Raw genomic sequence first — 19397 nt, 5'->3', positions numbered from 1 at the left:
AGCTGACGATGAACGCTTCACGAATCTTTATCGAGCGGCCCATTGCGACCGCACTGTTGATGGTCGCGTTGTTTCTGGCCGGGGTGCTGGGATACATCCTGCTGCCTGTTTCGGCGCTACCGGAAGTCGACTATCCGACGATCCAGGTCTACACGCAGTATCCCGGCGCAAGCCCGGATGTGGTCAGTTCGTCGATCACCTCGCCGCTCGAAAGACAGCTCGGCCAGATGTCGGGGCTGAAGGCGATGAACTCGACGAGCTCGAACGGCACGTCGGTGATCACGTTGCAGTTCGATCTGTCGTTTTCGCTCGACGTCGCCGAGCAGGAAGTGCAGGCCGCGATCAATGCGTCCTCGAGCTTTCTGCCGGCTAATCTGCCGTATCCGCCTGTCTACAGCAAGGTCAACCCTGCCGATGCCCCGGTGCTCACGCTGTCGCTGACATCCGACGTGCTGCCGCTGACGAAGATCGAGGACCTGGCCGATACCCGGCTTGCGCAGAAGATCTCGCAGATTTCAGGCGTGGGCCTGGTCACCATCAGCGGCGGTCAGCGGCCGGCCGTGCGGGTGCAGACCGATACCGGCGCGCTCAACGCACTCGGCATGTCGATCGACGACGTGCGTACCGCGCTCGGCAGTGCCAACGTTGACCTGGCGAAGGGCAGTCTCGACGGAAAATACCAGTCGTACTCGATCGGCGCGAACGACCAGCTGCAATCGGCGGCGGACTATCGGGACCTGATCATCGCGTACCGGCAAGGCGCACCGGTTCGGCTGGCGCAGATCGCCAAATCGATCGACAGCGCCGAGAATTTGCAACAGGCGGCGTGGACCAACAGCACGCCGTCTATCGTGCTGAACATCCAGCGGCAGCCGGGCGCCAACGTGATCGATGTGGTCGATAGCGTGCAGAAGCTGTTGCCGCAACTGCGGGCGAGCTTGCCCGCATCGGTGAAGGTCGCCGTGCTGACGGATCGCACAAAGACGATCCGCGCGTCGGTTGCCGACGTCGAAACGGAGTTGGCAATCGCCGTGGCGCTCGTCGTGATGGTGATATTCGTATTCCTGCGCAATGTGCCCGCTACCGTGATTCCCGCAGTCACCGTGCCGCTTTCGCTGGCCGGCACACTCGCGCTCGCGTACGGGCTCGGCTTTTCGCTGAATAACCTCACGTTGATGTCGCTGACCGTCGCGACAGGCTTTGTCGTCGACGACGCGATCGTCATGATCGAGAACATTACGCGCTACATCGAGGCCGGGCAAACGCCCCTGAGCGCCGCGATCAAGGGTGCGAAGGAGATCGGCTTTACGATCGTCTCGTTGTCCGTGTCGCTGATTGCGGTCATGATCCCGTTGCTGTTCATGGGCGACGTGGTCGGGCGCCTGTTCCGTGAGTTCGCGCTGACGCTGTCGGTTGCGATCGTCCTGTCGGCGTTGGTGTCGCTGACGCTTACGCCGATGATGTGCTCGCGCATGTTAAAAGCGCGGCCACACTCGCATCGGGTCGATTTCTTCGACCGGCTCAACAGCAGGTACGTACGCGGTCTCGACTGGGTGTTGTCGCATCGGCGCCTGACGATCGCATCGGTGGTATTGACGGCCACGCTGACGTTCGTCGCACTGATGCTGATGCCGAAGGGCTTCTTTCCCGAGCAGGACACAGGTCTGATCGCAGGTGTCGTGCAGGCCGCACCGACCATTTCGTTCCAGCGCATGATCGGCCAACAGCAGCAGGTCGTCGACCGGATCGCACGCGATCCGGCAGTCGCAAGTCTCTCGTCGTTTGTCGGCATCGACCAGACGAGACCGACGATCAATCAGGGCACGCTGTTGATCAATCTGAAGGACAAAGGCGAGCGAGCACGCATCGACCAGGTGATCCGCCGCCTGACCGATGACACCGCGGACCTCGCGGGCGTGCGCCTGTTTCTCCATCCGGTGCAGGATCTGACGCTCGACGACACCGTCTCAACGACGAGCTACCGTCTCGGCGTACAGTCGACCGATCCCGCGCTGCTTACTCGCTGGACTGGCGAGTTGGTTGGCGCGTTGCGCCGCGATCCGGCGTTTGCCGACGTGCAGAGCGAGGCGATGCAGTCAGGCAATCAGGTGCAACTCACGTTCGACCGCGATACCGCGTCGCGCCTTGGCATCACGCCGCAGGCGATCGACGACGTGCTGTACGACGCGTTTGGTCAGCGCCAGGTGTCGACGATCTACACGCAGCTGAACCAGTATCACGTGGTGCTGGTCGCGAGAAACAACGCCGACGACCTTGCGCATCTCCTTTCAGGACTCTATGTCGATACGTCATCGGGCAGCCTCGCGCCGCTCGCGTCGATGGCGACGATGAAGGTCATGCCCGCGCCGCTGAGGATTGATCGCAAGGGCCAGTTCCCGTATGCGGACGTGTCATTCAATCTCGCTCCCGGATACAGCCTCGGCACTGCGATTGCCCGTCTTGATCGGGTCAAGGAGCAGATAGGGTTGCCGCAGTCCGTCCAGGTGTCGCTGGAAGGATCGGCCGCGACCTTTCAGTCGTCGCTGGCGAGCGAAGGGTATCTGGTCGCCGCTGCCGTGATCGTGGTCTATCTGATGCTCGGCATCCTGTACGAGAGCTTCATTCATCCCGTCACGATCCTGTCCACGCTCCCCTCGGCGGCGCTTGGCGCGCTGCTGGCGCTGCTGATGGCCGGGACGCAGTTCGACATCATGGGCCTGATCGGTATCGTGCTGCTGATCGGCATCGTGATGAAGAACGCGATCATGATGATCGACTTCGCGCTGGAAGGGCAGCGCAACCACGGCCTGTCCGCACACGATGCGATCCGGCGTGCGGCTGAACAGCGCTTCCGTCCCATTCTGATGACGACGATGGCATCGCTGTTCGGCGCACTGCCGCTCGCGTTCGGCTCCGGCATGGGCTCCGAGTTGAGGCATCCACTCGGCATCGCGATTATCGGCGGCCTGTGCGTCAGCCAGTTGCTGACCTTGTTCTCGACGCCGGTGATCTATCTGGCAATGCATCGTCTGGAAAGACGCTTTGCCGCGGACGAGCCGATCGCAACGGAGTATGTGCAATGAACCTGTCTGGCCCATTCGTCAGGCGGCCCATCGCGACGACGTTGCTGGCAGTTGCCCTTGCGCTGTTCGGTATCCTGGCATTCAGGCTGCTGCCGGTCGCGCCACTGCCTGAAATCGACTTTCCTACGATCCTGGTGCAGGGGCAACTGCCCGGCGCCGATCCGACGACCGTGGCCACCTCGGTCACGACGCCGCTCGAGCGGCAGTTCGGCCATATTGCGGGCCTGGCCCAGATGACGTCGGTCAGCTCGCGCGGGCAAACGCAGATCACGTTGCAGTTCGACCTGAGCCGGAATATCGACGGCGCGGCACGCGACGTGCAGGCCGCGATCAACGCGGCGAAAACCAACCTGTCGCCGAACATGGACGGCAGCCCGACGTATCGCAAGGTCAATCCCGCGGATTCGCCCATCCTCGTGATCAGTCTGACCTCCGACACGGCCACGCCAGCGCAGCTTTACGACGCGGCGTCGACGGTGCTGCAACAGAAGCTGATGCAGACAACCGGCGTGGGCAACGTGGTGGTGGGCGGCGCTTCGCTGCCGGCGGTGCGGGTTGAACTGAATCCAGAGCGCGTGAGCCACTACGGCATCAGTCTGGAGCAGATCCGCAGCACGATCGGGAATGCGAATGTCGATTTGCCCAAGGGATCGATGTCGGCGAGCGGACAGAACTATTCGATCGGCGCGAACGACATGCTGTATTCGCCAGCCGACTACGGACGGCTGATCGTCAGGCAGAACAACGGCAACATCGTGCGTGTGTCGGACCTCGGCTATGTACGTCAGGATGTCGAGCAGTTGGAGAACTACGGCCTGTCGAACGGCAAGCCGGCCGTGTTGCTGGTCCTCTACAAGGAACCGGGCGCGAACGTGATCGACGCCGTCGACAACGTGAAGGCCGAACTGCCGGCGCTCGAAGCGGCGATCCCGTCGACCATCAAGCTGGCGATTTCGGTTGACCGTACGAAGACGATCCGTGGCTCGCTGCTCGACGTCGAAATCACCCTGCTTGTATCCATCGTGCTCGTAACGGCCGTGACGTTCGCGTTCTTCCGCAGCTGGCGCGCGACGCTCATTCCGGCGATCGTCGTACCGCTGTCGCTGCTGGGTACATTCGGGGTCATGTATTTCCTTGGCTACAGCTTGAACAACCTCTCGCTGATGGCCTTGACGATTTCAACCGGTTTCGTGGTCGACGATGCAATCGTTGTCGTCGAAAACATCATGCGGCATCTGGCGCGCGGCAAGAAGCCCATCGAGGCGGCACTTGCAGGGGCGCAGGAAGTGGGCTTCACGGTGTTTTCGATCAGCGTTTCGCTGATCGCGGTATTCGTCCCGCTGCTGTTCATGGGTGGCCTGATGGGCCGGCTGCTGCGTGAATTCTCGGTGTCGCTTTCCGTTGCGATCGTGATGTCGATGGTGATTTCGCTCACGGTCACGCCGATGCTGGCGAGCATTTTCCTGCGCGGAGAACAGCAAGCCGGGAACGGCGACGACCATCACGAGAGCGGATTTTCTCGCCTGTACGGCACGTCGTTGCGCTGGGTCATCCGGCATCCGCTATTGATGGGTGGCGTGACGGTGCTGGTGTTCGTGCTGAACCTCTGGCTGTTCACCGTGGTTCCGAAAGGCTTCTTCCCGGAGGAAGACACGGGGCTGCTGCTTGGCACGCTGCAGGCGTCGCAAAGCATCTCCTGGCACGAGATGCAGCATCAGTTCCAGATGGTCAACAAGGCGGTGCAGGAGAATCCGAACGTCGCGTTCGTGGGTGGCTTCGTGGGCGGAGCGAACGCGCTCAACAACGCACTGCTGTTCGTCACGCTCAAGCCCCTGGGTGAGCGTCGCGCGACGGCTGATCAGGTGATCGCTCAGGTGCGCCGACGGCTTGCCGATATGCCGGGGGCACAGCTCTATCTGCAGTCGTTGCAGGACCTCGCGGCCGGTGGCCGACAGAGCGCCGCGCAGTACCAGTACACCCTTACCGCGGACGACCAGGCGACACTCGATCAATGGGTGCCGAAGTTAGTCGCGCAGATGCACAAGATGCCGGCGCTGGCCGACATCAACACCGACCAGCAGGACAAGAGCATGCAGGTCGGCATCGACGTCGACCGCGACTCCGCCGCGCGAATGGGCGTGAACTTCAAAGATATCGACGAGACGCTGTATGACGCGTTCGGCGAACGGCAGGTCTCGGCCATCTACGGGAGCGCGAATCAGTATCACGTCGTGATGGAGGTGGCACCTGAGTACTGGACAAGTCCTTCGGTACTGAAGGACATTTATGTTCCGGCGAGCCCGGCGCTCGCCACGCGCGGCGCGTCAACGACCGCCGCCGCGGGGGCAACCGGCGCAAGCGCCGCTACGCCGTCGGCCGCGGCCCAGGCGAACGGCTCAGCGCTGGTGCCGCTCGCCGCGATGGCCCGGTTCTCGACCGGCCCCAGCGCCATTTCGATCAATCACCAGGCTACGTTCCCCGCCATTACCGTATCGTTCAACCTGCGCCCCGGTGCATCGATCGGACCCGTGACGCAGCAGATCAGTCAGGCCGTCGCTGCGCTCAGAATGCCGGCGAGTATCTCCGGCGCGTTCGCCGGCACGGCAGCAGCGTTTCGTGAGTCGATGGCGAGCGAGCCGCTGCTGATCCTCGCCGCGCTGTTGTCGGTGTACGTCGTGCTCGGCATGCTGTACGAGAACCTGGTTCATCCTTTGACGATTCTCTCGACGCTGCCTTCTGCGGGCGTCGGCGCTTTGATCGCGCTGCTGCTCACTCATACGGAGCTGTCGATCATCGCGTTGATCGGCGTGCTGATGCTGATCGGCATCGTGAAGAAGAACGCGATCATGATGATCGACTTCGCGATTGCCGAAGGGCGTCAGCATGCACTGCCACCGGAAGAAGCGATCGTGCGCGCGGGCCTGATCCGTTTCCGTCCGATCATGATGACGACGGTCGCCGCAATTTTCGGCGCGCTGCCGCTCGTGCTGGGCTCGGGCTATGGGTCCGAATTCCGCAAGCCGCTTGGCATCTCGATTATCGGCGGTCTGGTGTTCAGCCAGGTCATCACGCTCTATACCACCCCTGTCATCTATCTCTGGCTCGATCGGGCGTCGCAGCGGTTGCGGCGCCGAAGGAAACACGCATGAAATCGCCCATCGGATACCTGTCGGCCGTGTCGGTCGGCATGCGCTGCTGCGCCTGTGCGCTCGGCGCCACGCTTTGGCTTTCGGGCTGCGCGGTCGGCCCGGACTATCACCAGCCGGCCGTAGCGATTCCAACGCAGTTCAAGGAAGCGGGCACACAGTGGCGACTTGCGGCGCCCAGCCCGCAGGCATCGCTCTCAAGCCGGTGGTGGGACGCCTACGACGATCCCGAGCTGTCCCGGCTCGTCGACGCAGCGCTGCAGTCGAATCAGTCGATTGCAGGCGCGGCGGCTGCCTATCGGCTCGCGCAGGCCACCGTCGCTGCAGACCGGGCGAGCCTGTTTCCGACGCTCGGTGTCGACGCGTCGGCCTCGCACAGCTCAAGCACAACGAACCAATACGCGAAGGCCGAGGCGAGTTGGGAAGTCGATCTGTGGGGCGGCGTGCGCCGGCAGATCGAGTCGGGCAAGGCAAACGCGCAGGGCGCGGATGCGACGCTTGCCGGCGAGCGCTTGTCGATTGCCGCGACGCTGGCGACCGACTATTTCGACATCCGCCAGCTTGATATCGACATCGACCTGTTGCGGCAGCAGGAGGCGGTCAACGGGCGCATTCTCGCGATCACGCGCGCAGCGCTGGCACAGGGGACTGCGTCGCAAGTCGATCTGCTGTATGCGCAGGACACGCAGGAGGCGGTTGTCGCGAACCTGCAAATTTCACAGACCTCGCGCGAGCAGGACGAGCACGCAATCGCGGCGCTCACGGGTGTGCCGCCGGCTTCGTTGTCGATTGCACCGCGGCTCGACTATGTGTTTCGCGAGCCCGAGGTGCCATCCGTGCTGCCGTCTGCGTTGCTGGAAAGACGGCCTGACGTGGTCAGCGCGGAACGCACCGCTGCTGCTGCGAACGCGCTCATCGGGGTAGAGAAGGCCGCATTCTTTCCGGACCTCGATCTATCGGCACAGGGTCTCGTGCAACACAACACCTTCGCGACGCTGTTCTCATTGCCGACCCGGATGTGGTCGCTCGGTCCCTCACTTGCCGCCACGCTGTTTGACGGTGGTGCCCGCGTGGCCGCCGTGCACAAGGCGCAGGCGACCTATGACGAAGACGTCGCATCTTACCGCGAAGCCGTGCTCACGGCGTTCCAGAACGTGGAAGACAGCCTGTCGTCATTGAACCATCTGCGCCAGCAGGAGCACGCGTTTGCCGACATTTACCAGCGCAACCGGCAGTTGCTGGAGAGCGTCGCCGCGCAACTGACGGCCGGAACCGCGAGCGAGCAGTCCGATTTGACTCAGCAAGTGACGCTACTGACGGCCAGACAGAACCTGAACGACACGCAGGGGGCACTGGCGAAAAGCGACGTTGGGCTGGTGAAGAACCTCGGCGGCGGCTGGACGTCGTCGAAGAGCCAGGCCCCGATCCCATGATGACGGGCGCGCCGTTGTAACGTCGTCTGCCGATCTGCGCGGTCCAGAGTCCGGTCGCGCCCACGACCGTTTTTCAAAGTCCGCGTCTCGAACTGCGTGCAAAGGCCCTGTTACGTCCACTCGTGCGGTATCGCTTCCCCGCGACGTGACTTGACATGACATGCAACACATTTCTAACAACATGTAGCGCACAGGTTCTCTACATTGGCGGCTGTGTCATGCGGGGTTCGCCAGTGGGGCGAATCCATCACATGGAGAGTGTGCAGTGAAATTTCAAATCGTTCTCGTGTCTGCTGCCAGTGCGGCAATTTCTATGGCTGTCGGCACGGCGCCTGCGGGGTCCCAGGCGATTGATATCAGCGTGGGCGTTGCGGTTCGCCCGACAACCATCGATGGATGTGCTTGAACATGCATGACTATCGCTCTGTCGCCGCGGTTTTCAAGCGAGGCCGCGCACGACGGTGGCTGGGCGCGCTCGCTGTCATCGCCAGCGCGTGCCTGCCTTACTCACCGGCGTTGGCGCAGTCGTCGCCGGGCAATAGCGTGGGCATCAACGTAACCGCATTGCCCCACTATGAAGGCAGCAAGTCCTATCGTGTGCTGCCGTTGCCCATGCTGTCGCTGTCGAACGGGGCAATCTTCGTGCAGGGGCTCACGGCCGGCGTCGCCTATCCGTTGGGGCCGAGTGTTGCGGTGGGGCCGCTGATCGGCGTTCAACTGGCCCGCAACCAGGACGATGCCGCGGTGCTCAACGGCACCGGAGATATCCCAACGTCCTTCGACTTCGGTGCGTTCGCGCGCTGGCACTATGGTCCAGCGAGCGCCGGTCTCCGCTTCCTTCAGTCCGCGCATGCCGGCTATGGCAATCGCGTCACGCTGAGCGCGTCCTATGCGCTGGTCCAGAAGCCCGTTGACCGGGTGTCGGTATCCGCCGACGCCGTGTGGTCCAACGGACCTTCGCAGCAGACGTGGTTCGGTATCGACAGCGAGCAGGCTGCGTCCAGCACGGCCGGCCTCTCGCCGTATCACCCCTCAGCTGGCTTTTCGAGAGCCGACCTCAAGGTCGACTGGGATCATCGGCTGAACCAGCAGTGGTCACTGCAAAGCGCCTTCGGCGTCGGTTCCTTGCTCGGCGATGCGGCGAACAGTCCGATCGTTGAACGGCGCGCGGCTGTATTTGGATCGGTGGGCGCTGCTTACCACTTCTGAGCGCTTACTTCGCGCTGCATCATCGTGAGAGGATTATCAATGAACCAGAATCTGACATCGACTCGTACCGCGCCGCTGCTTGTCTGCCTCGCTGTTGGGTTGGGGATGGCGGGGTGTGCGGTTACGCCGCCGAGTGCTCCTACCGTCATGGCGGTCCCAGCGAACGGCAAGACCCTCAACCAGTTCCAGCAGGACGACTATGGCTGCCGCACGTACGCGACGCAGGTCGTGAATCCGGCGGCGGGCTCGCATCAGGCGGCAACCTCCGGACTTGCTTCTACCGCCGTGGGCACGGCTGGAGGCGCTGCGGCCGGGGCTCTGATCGGCGCCGGGGCGGGCAACGCCGGTGCCGGCGCCGCAATCGGTGCGGGTGCCGGACTGCTGCTCGGCAGCATGATGGGCTCGGCGCAGCACAATCAGACCGAAGCGTCGTTGCAGCAGCAATACGACAACGCGTACGCGCAATGCATCACGGCGAAGGGAGATACGATCGAAACACCTCGTCCGGCAGCGGTTGTCGTGCCCGTACGCCCCATGCCGCCCCGCGCCCTAATCTATGGCGCCCCCCCACCTTACTACTACGCACCGTACTGATTTCGCTCATATGGTCGTGGCATGGCTTGATCTGGAATTCTGCCGGCTGGCAATCCTGGGTCGAGCTTCGTCCCCTGGCTATTCCGTGCACGTCATTCATTTTCTTAAAGGAATCTTTGATGAAACGTTTATTCATTCTTCTGGCTGCGATGTTCGCTGTGTCGTCTGTGTTCGCGCAGAACAGCATGCAGCAGATATTGGAAGCGCGCTTTACTGCCGCGAACGCAACTCATGACGGCAAGCTCACGAAAGAACAGGCGCAGGCAGGTATGCCGCGCGTCGCAGCCCATTTCGATGAAATCGATACTACGCATCAAGGGTATGTGACGCTTGAGCAGATCGAGCAGTTTGTTGCACAGCATCAGCGGTAAGCGCTTGTAAGGCAAGCTTCAATACCCCCGGCTGGTCTAACTGTGTATATGTCGCAGCGGGTCGCCTCATCAGGTCGAAAGATGGGGCTGCTGCGCGCTCCGGCAACCCCAACGCTAGCAACCCGCCGTGCGCAAGCCGATAGCTGGAAGTTCTGCGCGCCTGGCGCACCGAAATCAATCCCCGCGTGCTCGTCGCGCCCGGCGGTCCAGTCGCGGGCGACCTGGACAGGGACACCAACACCTCGAATCTTGCCCCCCCAAAAGGCGGACTGCGGTCTGGGAACACGAGCGGCGCATCGCACCCAGCGGCAACGCCTGAACGCATCCCTACTGCCAGTCACTGAGTCTCAATTGAAAGGAGTTTAAATAATGCTTAATGCGCGTATTCTTCGTCGTTTTGTGCTTCCTGCCGGTTTTTGCATGAGTGCCGCGGTGCTTAGCGGCTGTGTAGTCGTTCCGGTGGGTCGTCCAGTAATGGCCCGGCCACTGGTTGTAGTCCCTCGACCGCCACTGATTGTCGCTCCCGGGTACTATTGACCTGAGTCTATTCGTGTCCGCCCCGTGGGCGGGCGGGATGCATAGCGGCCGTTTTGCATCCTGCCGAAGCTCGACGCAGGGACGATGCGCAACTGCGTCCAGTTCACGGATAGCGGCCAGGATATAACGGCCGCTCAAAAATCGCGTACATCTGCATGGGTCAGTTAGCCGGCGCTCGACGTATCTTCAATTACCCTTGCCGTGGCGTTCGCGCCCAGCTCGCCACGTGTCCACTGTTACCGCATAGCAGTTTTGCGACTGGTCGCGCTCGAAAAGCAATCAGCGCATGTTCCGCGAAAGGCGCATCAGCAGCAGGAGGGCAACCAGAGACCTCAGTTATGCGAATGGTGGGCCGATGTGCCGGCAGCATGCTCTTCGAGGTCCGGCACGAAGACGTATCCGCAGCCGCGAACGGTCTGGATGAATCGTGGTGTCGATGGGTCAGTTTCCACGATGCGGCGCAGACGCCAGACCTGAATGTCGATGCCGCGATCGGCAATCTCGGAGTCCGGGCCATGAAGTGACTTGAGCAGACGCCGACGGGTGAGTGTGCACATGGGAGAATTAACGAAAATCTGCAGCAGCGCAAACTCACTGGCAGATAAAGTAAGAGACGTCTCTCCCCTGTTCAGCGTGCGCGACTGAAAGTCCAGCGTGAACGCGCCGAATGCGTAAGGCTGCCGTCGTGGGGGAATGGCCGCATCGGGAACGGCGGCCAGGCGTCGCAGCACTGAGTGAATCCGTGCTACCAGCTCACGCGGGTTAAACGGTTTGCGGAGATAGTCATCGGCACCCAATTCAAGGCCAGCGATGCGGTCCTCTTCGTCGGCGCGGGCGGTGAGCATCAAGACGGGAATGTCGTCGCCTGATGCGCGCAACCTGCGCAGTGCCGTCAAACCGTCGACGCCCGGCATCATAAGATCGAGCACTATCAGGTCCGGGCGTTCGTGTTTGAGCCGGTATTCGAGCGAACGCGTGTCATGCAGCACTGACACGTCGAAACCCCAATTTACCAGGTAGCGGCAAATCGCATCACACAATTCGGCGTCGTCGTCGATTAGAAGAATCTGAGCGGACATAGGAAGAGGACAATGCTCACAAACGAGTGATGATCGGGGCCGCGACTGACCGCAATGCGAGCGCACCGCAGAACCTGCAGCAGACGATCGATCGAAGAAATGTAGGCGAATTTCATAACGCCAGGTGTTAGCAAATCATGTCAAGAAATGTCATCGACGGCGCCTGTTTTTCTGTCCGCAAACGCACGGGCGCACGCGCTTTCTCGCTGATCACGAGCGACAACTGTAATATGAGCAGTCAGGGATTGGCATGCCCGGTACGTACGGGTGGCGCCGGGCGGTCGTGGGCTTTCGCCAGTCAGTGTTGTGGCCAGCGCAATCGATGACATCTTTTGACATACCTTTCCAACACATGCAGTGCGGAGATTCTTGTATATTCCGTTGCAACCGCAGGCGCGCAGGCCGGCGCAACCCACTTCGACCAGATTGTCGCCGCCCACCATGGTACGCGACGCTGGAGCAGAGCTAAGCGGTTTGCCGCGCAGCATCGGAAACAGGAACTAAAAGACAGGCTTTATTAGAGGTGTCTGCTTAATCATATGTCAGATGATTTGCCAACCGGTCGCATCATCGTGCTTGACGATGACGTTGAAATCCGCAATATGCTGCAACGCTTTCTGACGGCACAAGGTTTCTCGGTGCGCGCGGTGAAGACCGGCATTGAGTTGGACGTATTGATCGAGCGCTACCCGTTCGACCTGTTGATTCTCGATATCATGATGCCAGGCGAAGACGGACTGTCCATCTGCCGTCGCTTGCGTGCTCGGAGAGAGACAATCCCCATCCTCATGCTAACAGCGCGTGGCGATCCGGCGGACAAGGTCGTAGGTTTGGAGATCGGCGCCGACGACTATCTCGCGAAACCGTTTCTGCCGAGCGAGCTGATAGCGCGGGTTCGGGCGATGTTACGTCGGCAGCAGTTTCAGGTGCGCCTGCAAAACGTGCGGGGCGAGATGCTGCTCGCAGGCGAGTCGCAATGCTTGCGGTTCGGCGCCTTCAGGCTGGACGTTCGGCGTAGAGAATTGATGTCGGACGAAGCGGGCATCGTCGAGCTCGGCGCAGCTGAAATGCGTCTCCTGTGTGCGCTTGCGGAGACGCCAAACCGTCCCGTAAGCCGCGCAAATCTGATAGAGCGCGCGCGCGGGTCGCAATATGAGGCGAGCGCCCGCAGCGTTGACGTGCAAGTTCTTCGCTTACGACAGGTGATTGAGACAGAGGCAACCTCGCCGCGACATATCCGCACAGTGTGGGGCCTCGGCTACATGCTCGTTGCAACTCCAACCTAAAGCGTCACCTGTTGGACGCTTGAAAGTGACATTCGAAGCCGCTTCCTCGGACTGAACCCGTCAACCTCTCATAAGCGTTTTTAGCCTCCATGCCTTCGACATTTGAAAACAGCTACTCTGCCGTGAAATGGGAGGCAAAATCCGCGCGTTACGGCACAGGTTGGGACGCGACTATCTCGTCGCAGACATAGGCGTCATACGCATGCCTCCCATGCACTTGCCCGCGGGGCGGAACTGCAGCGCGATAGTCGCGGAGCGCCGGTCGGACGGAAGTTCTCGACACCTTAGCGTGCTTTATTTTCCGAATCCTGAAGCGCCCCCTGCACGTTGAAGCGGGCCCACTCGTCGGACTTCAAGTGATGCTCCGACATGACTGAAATGTCATTCAGGAGCCATGTCGTGTTCACAATCGAATTCCGATAATGACAACCGGCATCATCCATTCTGCCGAGACCTACTGGGCGAGCAAACAGCAATCGATGCAGTACTCGAAGAGCAATTGATGTCGGTGCGAGTCTCATGTTGGGCCGGCTCGCGGCATGATTGTCACCGGATATGTTTTCGGATCACCACCGTGGTAGTCTCGACCTCGCGTATTCAATCTTCACGCCGCCCCGGACCAACATGCACACACGGTGGACCACCGACGACATTGCGCCGCAGACCGGCAAGCGAGTGCTCATCACGGGAGCGAATAGCGGAATCGGCTATCACGCCGCATTGACGCTGGTGCGCAAAGGGGCACAGGTCATCCTGGCGTGCCGCGATAAGCGCCGCGCAGAAAAAGCTCTCGCCCGTCTGAAAGCCGAAGTTCCCGGAGCACGCGCAGAACTGGCGATTCTCGATCTCGCTTCCGTCGCGTCCATCCGCTCGTTCGCGCACAAGGAACTCGCGGAACAACGTCGCATTGATATTCTGGTGAGCAATGCCGGCGTCATGGCGCCGCCGAAACGTCTCGAGACCGCCGATGGCTTCGAGCTGCAGTTCGGCACCAATATGCTTGGCCACTACGCACTCACGGCGCTGCTCATGCCCGCTCTCGAACTTGCCGCGGCTGAATCGCCTGAGCGGCCACGCATTGTGACGATAGCTTCCATCGCGCACAAGCAGGGGAGAATAGATTTCGACGATCTGCAGTCCGAGAAGCATTATTCGCCGATGCAGTCGTATCGCCAGTCGAAGCTTGCGAACTTGATGTTTGCCTTCGAGCTCGACCGTCGACTGCGCGCGACGAATTCCCGTGTCATGTCTGTGGCCGCCCATCCGGGGGTCGCGAATACCAATCTGTTTCGTTCCGGCGAGCGATCCGCGCTGTCACGTGCTGCTCGCGGCCTTGCTGGCCGCGTTATCGGCATCGCGCTGAACAGCGAATCCGCCGGCGCGCTGCCGACGCTTTACGCGACGACGTCGCCCCACGTCGATGGCGGCGGCTATTACGGACCACAAGGTTTCCTCGAGGCACGCGGGCGCAGGATCGGCGAAGCGAGTGTCGCGACGCAGGCCACGGATGAATTGACCGCCCAGCGTTTGTGGCAGGTATGCGAATCTCTCACGCAGATTCGCTTTTGTCTGTAGTGCGGGCGGACCGCGTGAGTTGAAACCACTGTGCCGCCGGATTTTTTGCGAATCGGGCTAACTGAACGACAGGTTGCAACACGATGCGAATACTCATTCGGCGCGCACGCGCAGAGCAAGGTCTACGAGAAGTCGACGCTGGATCTCGCGATGCGTGACGCGTTCATCAAGACACGCCGCTTTCTGATGACGACCAAGGGTCTTACCGAAGACGAAGCAATCTCGTTGATATCGGTTGCAGTCGACTTTGGTGTGACACAGGTCGTCGACGGCAACTGGGGTGTGTGCACGCGATCATCCGCAAGGCCTTGTTCGCGGAATGATCGTCTTGTCGTGCGTGTGCGATCGGTCTGCCGAAGCGGTGCGCGCACGATGCTTTCCTTACTTCCACGGAATTGTCGCAGATGGAACATGTTCTTTCGGCGCGGATTTTCCTGACCGAATTCAGACGGGATTACGCGACGATGAACGCCGTCTATGCAGCTTATTTTCCGACTGGCAGATTGCCGGCGCGGACTCGCATCGGCGTAACGGGATTGGCGCGTGACGCGCTCGTCGAAATTGACTTCATTGCTCGCAGGCCGAGTTGAACAGCGACCCGGTGCAGCCGTTATACCAGGCAGTCAACGTACTCGCGTGCTACCGCGCCGTCTCGACAGTCACCTCGCCGTGCAACAGGAATGACGCCATCTCGGGTGCGTCGCGACGGGCATCGGTCACGAGCGTCCAGTCGCGTTCGAGCGGTGTCCAGTGCTGCTGGCTTGCGCGGTCCAGCTTGTGCGAGGTGACCAGTACGAAGAGTTGAGCAGCCTGCCTGATGACGCATTCCTTCAGGTAGGCCTGCTCCGCCGACGCCTCGCAGAGGCCTCGGTCAGCCACCACGCCGTCCGCGCCGAGAAATGCCTTGTCGACGGACAGGCGGCTCAAGGCAAGCTGCGCAAGCGGGCCGAGCGTGCTCATGCTGGAGGGACGCAGATCGCCGCCGATCAGCGTGACGGGCACTTCGCTCGCAGCGAGCGTGTTGACGGCCAGCAAATTGTTGGTCACAACGCGAACCTCGCGGCGGCCGGCGAGCAAACGTGCCATTGCCGCGGTGGTGGTGCCGCCGTCGAGAAAGATGGTGTCGCCATCCTGTACATGGCTCACGGCCACGCGCGCGATTGCCTCCTTTTGCTCGCGAAAACTCTCGCGGCGACTATCGAGCGATTCCTCGGGTTCGTGAATACCGAGCGAAGCGGCCGCGCCCCCGTAGGTGCGCACAATGCGCCGTTCGTCGGCGAGCGCGCGCAGGTCGCGACGGACCGTCGCCTCGGACATGCCGAAGTGCTCGCACAACGCGCTGACATCGGTCATGCCGGAGAGGACGGCCTGCAGCATTGCCTCGCGGCGGTTCGTAACTTTCATGGTGATGGTTTGCCTGGATGGTGCGCCGTGCAAAGGCGTCGAATCGCGTAAGTGTAATCAAACCGGCTGGTGCGGCAATGGGGCGGGGCAGGCAGGTGCGCGCCGCGCGAAGGTGCCGCCCGCGCAGGCAGGCCTGCTCCGACCAATTGACTGAATTGATTGCATCGATCAATTCAGGCGAAAGTCATTGTCCCCGTCATTTCAAAATACCGCCTGAAAAAAGGGTTATTGCAGAAAGATTTGCGCGAAGCGGAGCGCGGGCGTACACTCCAAAGTGATTGAATCGATCACTAAAGTGATCATATCGATCACAAATAACCGCGAGACAACTATGGCCCAATTACCCATCAAGCGCGCAATCGAACGCGTACCCGGCGGAATGATGATCGTCCCGCTCCTGCTCGGCGCACTCATCGCCACCTTTCTGCCGGGCATGCCGAGATTTTTCGGCTCGTTCACGAATGCGCTGTTTACGGGTGCGTTGCCTATCCTTGCTGTGTTCTACGTGTGCATGGGCTCCTCCATCGATATCAAGGCGACGCCCTATCTGCTGAAGAAGGGCGGCGCACTATTTGCCGCGAAGGTGGGATCGGCGATTGTCGTCGGCTTCGTGCTGGGCCATTTTCTTGGCGAGATGCCCGTTTCCTCCGGACTGTTCGCCGGCATGTCGACGCTCGCGGTGGTCGCCGCGATGAACGACACCAACGGCGGCCTCTACATGGCGTTGATGGGGCAATATGGCAAATCTGAAGACGTCGGCGCGTACACGATCATGTCGCTCGAATCCGGCCCGTTCCTCACCATGGTCACGCTCGGCGTGGCCGGGCTTTCGGCGTTTCCCTGGCAGACGCTGGTCGGCAGCGTCCTGCCGCTGGCGGCCGGCATGCTGCTTGGCAATCTCGACCGGGAAATGCGCGCCTTTCTTGGCCGCGCCGTGCCGGTCATGATTCCGTTCTTCGCGTTGGCGCTCGGCGCGAGCCTCGACCTGCACAAGGTGTGGCAAGCGGGCCTGCTGGGCATCGGCCTCGGCTTTGCCGTGGTGATCGTCACGGGTATTCCCCTTTACCTGACCGATCGGCTGACGGGCGGCACGGGTGTCGCTGGTGTGGCCGCCGCCAACACGGCGGGCAACGGCGCGGCGGTGCCGGCGCTGATCGCCGCGGCCAATCCGGTCTACGCTGAAGCCGCCAAAAGCGCGACGCTGCTGGTAGCCGCCTGCGTGGTCGTGACGGCAATCGTCTCGCCCATACTCACCGCGGCTGTCGCAAAGCGCGCCGCCGCGCGTGCGGAAGCGAGCGGCTCGACCGTCGGAGCGACACGTTGAGCATGACTAAACTTCTGATCCTCGCCGACGACCTGTCCGGCGCCGCGGATTGCGCGATTGCCTTCGCCGCTGCGGGTCTGCGCACGGCGGTGAGCCTCACGGCGGCGCAGGCGATGCCTCACGCCGAAGTGATCGCGGTGGATACCGACACGCGCCGTATGTCGCCCGCTGACGCGGCACGTTGCACGAGCGCGGCGTGGCAGGTGTACGGCGCGTCGGCCTGCCGGTTGTACAAAAAAATCGATTCCACCTTGCGCGGCAACTGGGCCGCCGAAGTCGCCGGCTTGCAGCCGCTCGCGGGGCTCGCCATTGTCGTGCCGGCGTACCCGGCAACCGGGCGTACCGTGTGTGACGGCCGGGTCTTCGTGCGCGGCGTTCCGCTCGAAGAGACTGAAACCTGGCAGCTCGAACACGCTGGGCGTTCTGCCGATCTCACGACGATGCTGGAGTGCGCGGGCCTCACCACGGCACTGCTGACGGTCGCGGCGCTGCGCGGCGATCGGCAGGCATTGCGCGAGACGCTTGGCGCGGTGATGTGCAGCGGCACGCAGGCGCTAGTCGTCGATGCGCAAACCGATGCGGACCTCAGGGCGCTCGCCGAGGCCACGGCGTCGCTGGACGGCGCGTTCTTCTGGGTTGGCTCTGGCGGACTGGCTCGCGAGTTGGCTTTGGTGAGCGACCAGTCCACGCCCGCGCCGGACGAAAACGCGGCGGCGTCGCAGATAGACAGGCAGGACGGCGCGGTGCTGATTCTGGTCGGCAGCCTCTCGGCGGTCTCGGAGCGGCAATGCGCGATGCTACGCGAGCGCGCGGGCATCGCCGAGTTCGTGGTGCCGCCCGCCGTGCTGCGAGACGCCGAGCGGCATCCGCAATGGCCGGCCTGGCAGGCCCGCGTGGCCGCGCATCTTGGCGAACGCACCGATCTGCTGCTGCGAATCGGGCGCGACGAGGCGTTCGATCCGGCCGAGGGTGCGCATCTGTCGAAGGTGCTGGCGGCGCTCGTTGCGCCATCGTTTGCGCATCTCAGCGGACTGATCGCCACCGGTGGCGAAACCGCGCGAGCGATGCTGAGCGCGGTCGACATCGCCAGTTTGCAATTGCTGTCGGAGATCGAGCCGGGCGTCGCGGTAGCGCGTGCGCATGGCCGCGAGCACCTCGCGATTGTCACCAAGGCCGGCGCATTCGGCAGCGAGCATGCGCTGTACGGCGCTTACCTTCATCTGAGGAGCGTGACCGACTCCGCGCGCAGCGGGCCGGAACTCAGCAATCCGGCCGGCACCTCCACACCCTCAACGGCTTGCAACACGAGCCCACGAAATTCAGCCAAAACATTATGAGCAACTACCTTCCTGTCATCGGCATCACGATGGGCGACGCAGCCGGCGTGGGTCCCGAGATCGTGGTCAAGAGCCTGACGCACGAGTCGGTCTATCAGCAGTGCCGCCCGCTCGTCATCGGCGACGCGGCACGCCTCGAGCGCGCGAATGAGATTCTCGGCGGCAGCGCCACGGTGCGTCGTATCGAGAAGGCGTCGGATGCCCGCTATGAGCTGGGGAGCATCGAGTGTATCGACCTCGCGCTGATTCCCGCCGACCTGCCGTTTGGCAAGCTGTCGGCACTCGCGGGCGACGCCGCGTACCGCTACATTGCGCGCGCGGTCGAGCTGGCAAAAGCCGGCGAGATCGACGCGATCTGCACCGCGCCCTTGAACAAGGAAGCGCTGCACGCGGGCGGTCACAAGTACCCCGGACACACCGAGATGCTCGCGCATCTCACCGGCATCGACGAAGTCTCGATGATGCTCGTCGCGCCTAAATTGCGCGTGATTCACGTGACCACGCACATTGGCATCATCGACGCGATTCGCAAGATCGAGCCGGGCCTCGTGCAGCGCACGATCGAACGCGGTCATGCGACGCTCGTGAAAGCCGGCATCGCCAATCCGCGCATCGCCGTGTGCGGCATCAATCCGCATGCGGGCGAAAACGGCCTGTTCGGTTATGGCGAGGAAGAAGAAAAGATCGTTCCCGCGGTGCAGCGTCTTCGCGAGCGAGGCTGGGACATTGAAGGTCCGTTGCCTGCCGATACGCTTTTCTTCCGCGCCGGACGCGGCGATTTCGACCTGGTGGTCGCGATGTACCACGATCAGGGCCACGGTCCGGTCAAGGTTCTCGGGCTGGAGGCGGGCGTCAATGTGACGGTCGGTCTGGACGTGATCCGCACCTCGGTCGATCACGGCACGGCGTTCGACATCGCCGGCAAGGGCATTGCCGATGAGCGCAGTCTCCTCGAAGCCTTGCGTCAGGGCGCCGAACTCGCCACGCGGCGAGCCTGAGGCGCGGCGATGGGAGCGCCT

At 62.2% G+C, this 19397-nt stretch carries 13 protein-coding genes and 2 pseudogenes; 13 read left to right on the top strand and 2 right to left on the bottom strand.

Going from position 1 to position 19397, the window contains the following annotated elements:
• The first annotated feature begins 8 nt into the window (after positions 1 to 8).
• The 6 genes from B0G69_RS33300 to B0G69_RS33275 all read left to right on the top strand — a co-directional run bounded on the left by B0G69_RS33300 (position 9) and on the right by B0G69_RS33275 (position 9836).
• The gene (locus B0G69_RS33300; protein WP_121324401.1) at positions 9 to 3083 is read left to right on the top strand and encodes an efflux RND transporter permease subunit; all 3075 of its coding nucleotides are present in this window, start codon (positions 9 to 11) and stop codon (positions 3081 to 3083) included.
• The gene (locus B0G69_RS33295; RefSeq protein WP_121324400.1) at positions 3080 to 6232 is read left to right on the top strand and encodes an efflux RND transporter permease subunit; all 3153 of its coding nucleotides are present in this window, start codon (positions 3080 to 3082) and stop codon (positions 6230 to 6232) included. The genes B0G69_RS33300 and B0G69_RS33295 overlap by 4 nt, the downstream gene beginning before the upstream one ends.
• The gene (locus tag B0G69_RS33290) at positions 6229 to 7662 is read left to right on the top strand and encodes an efflux transporter outer membrane subunit (RefSeq protein WP_121324399.1); all 1434 of its coding nucleotides are present in this window, start codon (positions 6229 to 6231) and stop codon (positions 7660 to 7662) included. Before B0G69_RS33295 ends, B0G69_RS33290 begins: the two co-directional genes overlap by 4 nt.
• A 408-nt stretch (positions 7663 to 8070) precedes the next feature.
• Positions 8071 to 8871 (top strand): MipA/OmpV family protein, encoded by an 801-nt coding sequence (locus B0G69_RS33285; RefSeq protein ID WP_158609022.1) that lies wholly within the window; start codon positions 8071 to 8073, stop codon positions 8869 to 8871.
• 39 nt (positions 8872 to 8910) lie between these two features.
• The gene (locus tag B0G69_RS33280) at positions 8911 to 9465 is read left to right on the top strand and encodes a glycine zipper domain-containing protein (protein ID WP_241991598.1); all 555 of its coding nucleotides are present in this window, start codon (positions 8911 to 8913) and stop codon (positions 9463 to 9465) included.
• A 26-nt stretch (positions 9466 to 9491) separates the two neighbouring features.
• On the top strand, positions 9492 to 9836 hold the full coding sequence (locus B0G69_RS33275) for an EF-hand domain-containing protein (protein WP_241991597.1): 345 nt from the start codon (positions 9492 to 9494) through the stop codon (positions 9834 to 9836).
• A gap of 869 nt (positions 9837 to 10705) precedes the next feature.
• Here the strand turns inward: B0G69_RS33275 and B0G69_RS33270 are convergent.
• On the bottom strand, positions 10706 to 11452 hold the full coding sequence (locus B0G69_RS33270) for a response regulator (RefSeq protein ID WP_121324395.1): 747 nt from the start codon (positions 11450 to 11452) through the stop codon (positions 10706 to 10708).
• Between the two features lie 539 nt (positions 11453 to 11991).
• Between B0G69_RS33270 and B0G69_RS33265 the strand changes: the two genes are divergently transcribed.
• From B0G69_RS33265 to B0G69_RS33250, 4 genes and pseudogenes are all read left to right on the top strand, one after another.
• Positions 11992 to 12738: a response regulator gene (locus tag B0G69_RS33265; protein ID WP_121324394.1), complete on the top strand. Its 747-nt coding sequence runs from the start codon at positions 11992 to 11994 to the stop codon at positions 12736 to 12738.
• Positions 12739 to 13362: 624 nt separating this feature from the next.
• Positions 13363 to 14313: an oxidoreductase gene (locus tag B0G69_RS33260; RefSeq protein ID WP_121325079.1), complete on the top strand. Its 951-nt coding sequence runs from the start codon at positions 13363 to 13365 to the stop codon at positions 14311 to 14313.
• Positions 14314 to 14636 (top strand): annotated as a pseudogene (locus tag B0G69_RS42320) (hypothetical protein); the annotation flags it as partial.
• 81 nt (positions 14637 to 14717) lie between these two features.
• Positions 14718 to 14903, top strand: a pseudogene (locus B0G69_RS33250) (RidA family protein); the annotation flags it as partial.
• A gap of 49 nt (positions 14904 to 14952) precedes the next feature.
• Here B0G69_RS33250 and B0G69_RS33245 read toward each other — a convergent pair.
• Entirely contained in the window at positions 14953 to 15717 is a 765-nt protein-coding gene (locus B0G69_RS33245) for a DeoR/GlpR family DNA-binding transcription regulator (RefSeq protein WP_121324393.1), read from the bottom strand.
• 331 nt (positions 15718 to 16048) lie between these two features.
• Between B0G69_RS33245 and B0G69_RS33240 the strand changes: the two genes are divergently transcribed.
• The 3 genes from B0G69_RS33240 to pdxA are packed head-to-tail and all read left to right on the top strand — an operon-like array spanning position 16049 to position 19376.
• Positions 16049 to 17041, top strand: coding sequence for a 2-keto-3-deoxygluconate permease (locus B0G69_RS33240; RefSeq protein ID WP_121324392.1), 993 nt, complete (start codon positions 16049 to 16051; stop codon positions 17039 to 17041).
• 2 nt (positions 17042 to 17043) lie between these two features.
• Positions 17044 to 18378 carry a four-carbon acid sugar kinase family protein gene (locus B0G69_RS33235; protein ID WP_121324391.1) on the top strand — a complete coding sequence of 445 codons (1335 nt, stop codon included), beginning with the start codon at positions 17044 to 17046 and terminating at the stop codon, positions 18376 to 18378.
• Positions 18375 to 19376 carry a 4-hydroxythreonine-4-phosphate dehydrogenase PdxA gene (gene pdxA, locus B0G69_RS33230; RefSeq protein WP_121324390.1) on the top strand — a complete coding sequence of 334 codons (1002 nt, stop codon included), beginning with the start codon at positions 18375 to 18377 and terminating at the stop codon, positions 19374 to 19376. The genes B0G69_RS33235 and pdxA overlap by 4 nt, the downstream gene beginning before the upstream one ends.
• Positions 19377 to 19397 lie beyond the last annotated feature (21 nt).

The sequence above is a fragment of the Paraburkholderia sp. RAU2J genome, assembly GCF_003634845.1.
GTDB lineage: Bacteria > Pseudomonadota > Gammaproteobacteria > Burkholderiales > Burkholderiaceae > Paraburkholderia > Paraburkholderia fynbosensis.
The sequence above is the reverse complement of the archived record's forward strand: the minus strand, read 5'-3'. Positions and strand labels throughout refer to the sequence as shown.

Excerpts from the sequence above, each read along its gene's own strand:
- B0G69_RS33300 (WP_121324401.1), top strand. The coding sequence starts at position 9 with ATGAACGCTTCACGAATCTTTATCGAGCGGCCCATTGCGACCGCACTG.
- B0G69_RS33295 (WP_121324400.1), top strand. The coding sequence starts at position 3,080 with ATGAACCTGTCTGGCCCATTCGTCAGGCGGCCCATCGCGACGACGTTG.
- B0G69_RS33290 (WP_121324399.1), top strand. The coding sequence starts at position 6,229 with ATGAAATCGCCCATCGGATACCTGTCGGCCGTGTCGGTCGGCATGCGC.
- B0G69_RS33285 (WP_158609022.1), top strand. The coding sequence starts at position 8,071 with ATGCATGACTATCGCTCTGTCGCCGCGGTTTTCAAGCGAGGCCGCGCA.
- B0G69_RS33280 (WP_241991598.1), top strand. The coding sequence starts at position 8,911 with ATGAACCAGAATCTGACATCGACTCGTACCGCGCCGCTGCTTGTCTGC.
- B0G69_RS33270 (WP_121324395.1), bottom strand. The coding sequence starts at position 11,452 with ATGTCCGCTCAGATTCTTCTAATCGACGACGACGCCGAATTGTGTGAT.
- B0G69_RS33265 (WP_121324394.1), top strand. The coding sequence starts at position 11,992 with ATGTCAGATGATTTGCCAACCGGTCGCATCATCGTGCTTGACGATGAC.
- B0G69_RS33260 (WP_121325079.1), top strand. The coding sequence starts at position 13,363 with ATGCACACACGGTGGACCACCGACGACATTGCGCCGCAGACCGGCAAG.
- B0G69_RS33245 (WP_121324393.1), bottom strand. The coding sequence starts at position 15,717 with ATGAAAGTTACGAACCGCCGCGAGGCAATGCTGCAGGCCGTCCTCTCC.
- B0G69_RS33240 (WP_121324392.1), top strand. The coding sequence starts at position 16,049 with ATGGCCCAATTACCCATCAAGCGCGCAATCGAACGCGTACCCGGCGGA.
- B0G69_RS33235 (WP_121324391.1), top strand. The coding sequence starts at position 17,044 with ATGACTAAACTTCTGATCCTCGCCGACGACCTGTCCGGCGCCGCGGAT.
- pdxA (WP_121324390.1), top strand. The coding sequence starts at position 18,375 with ATGAGCAACTACCTTCCTGTCATCGGCATCACGATGGGCGACGCAGCC.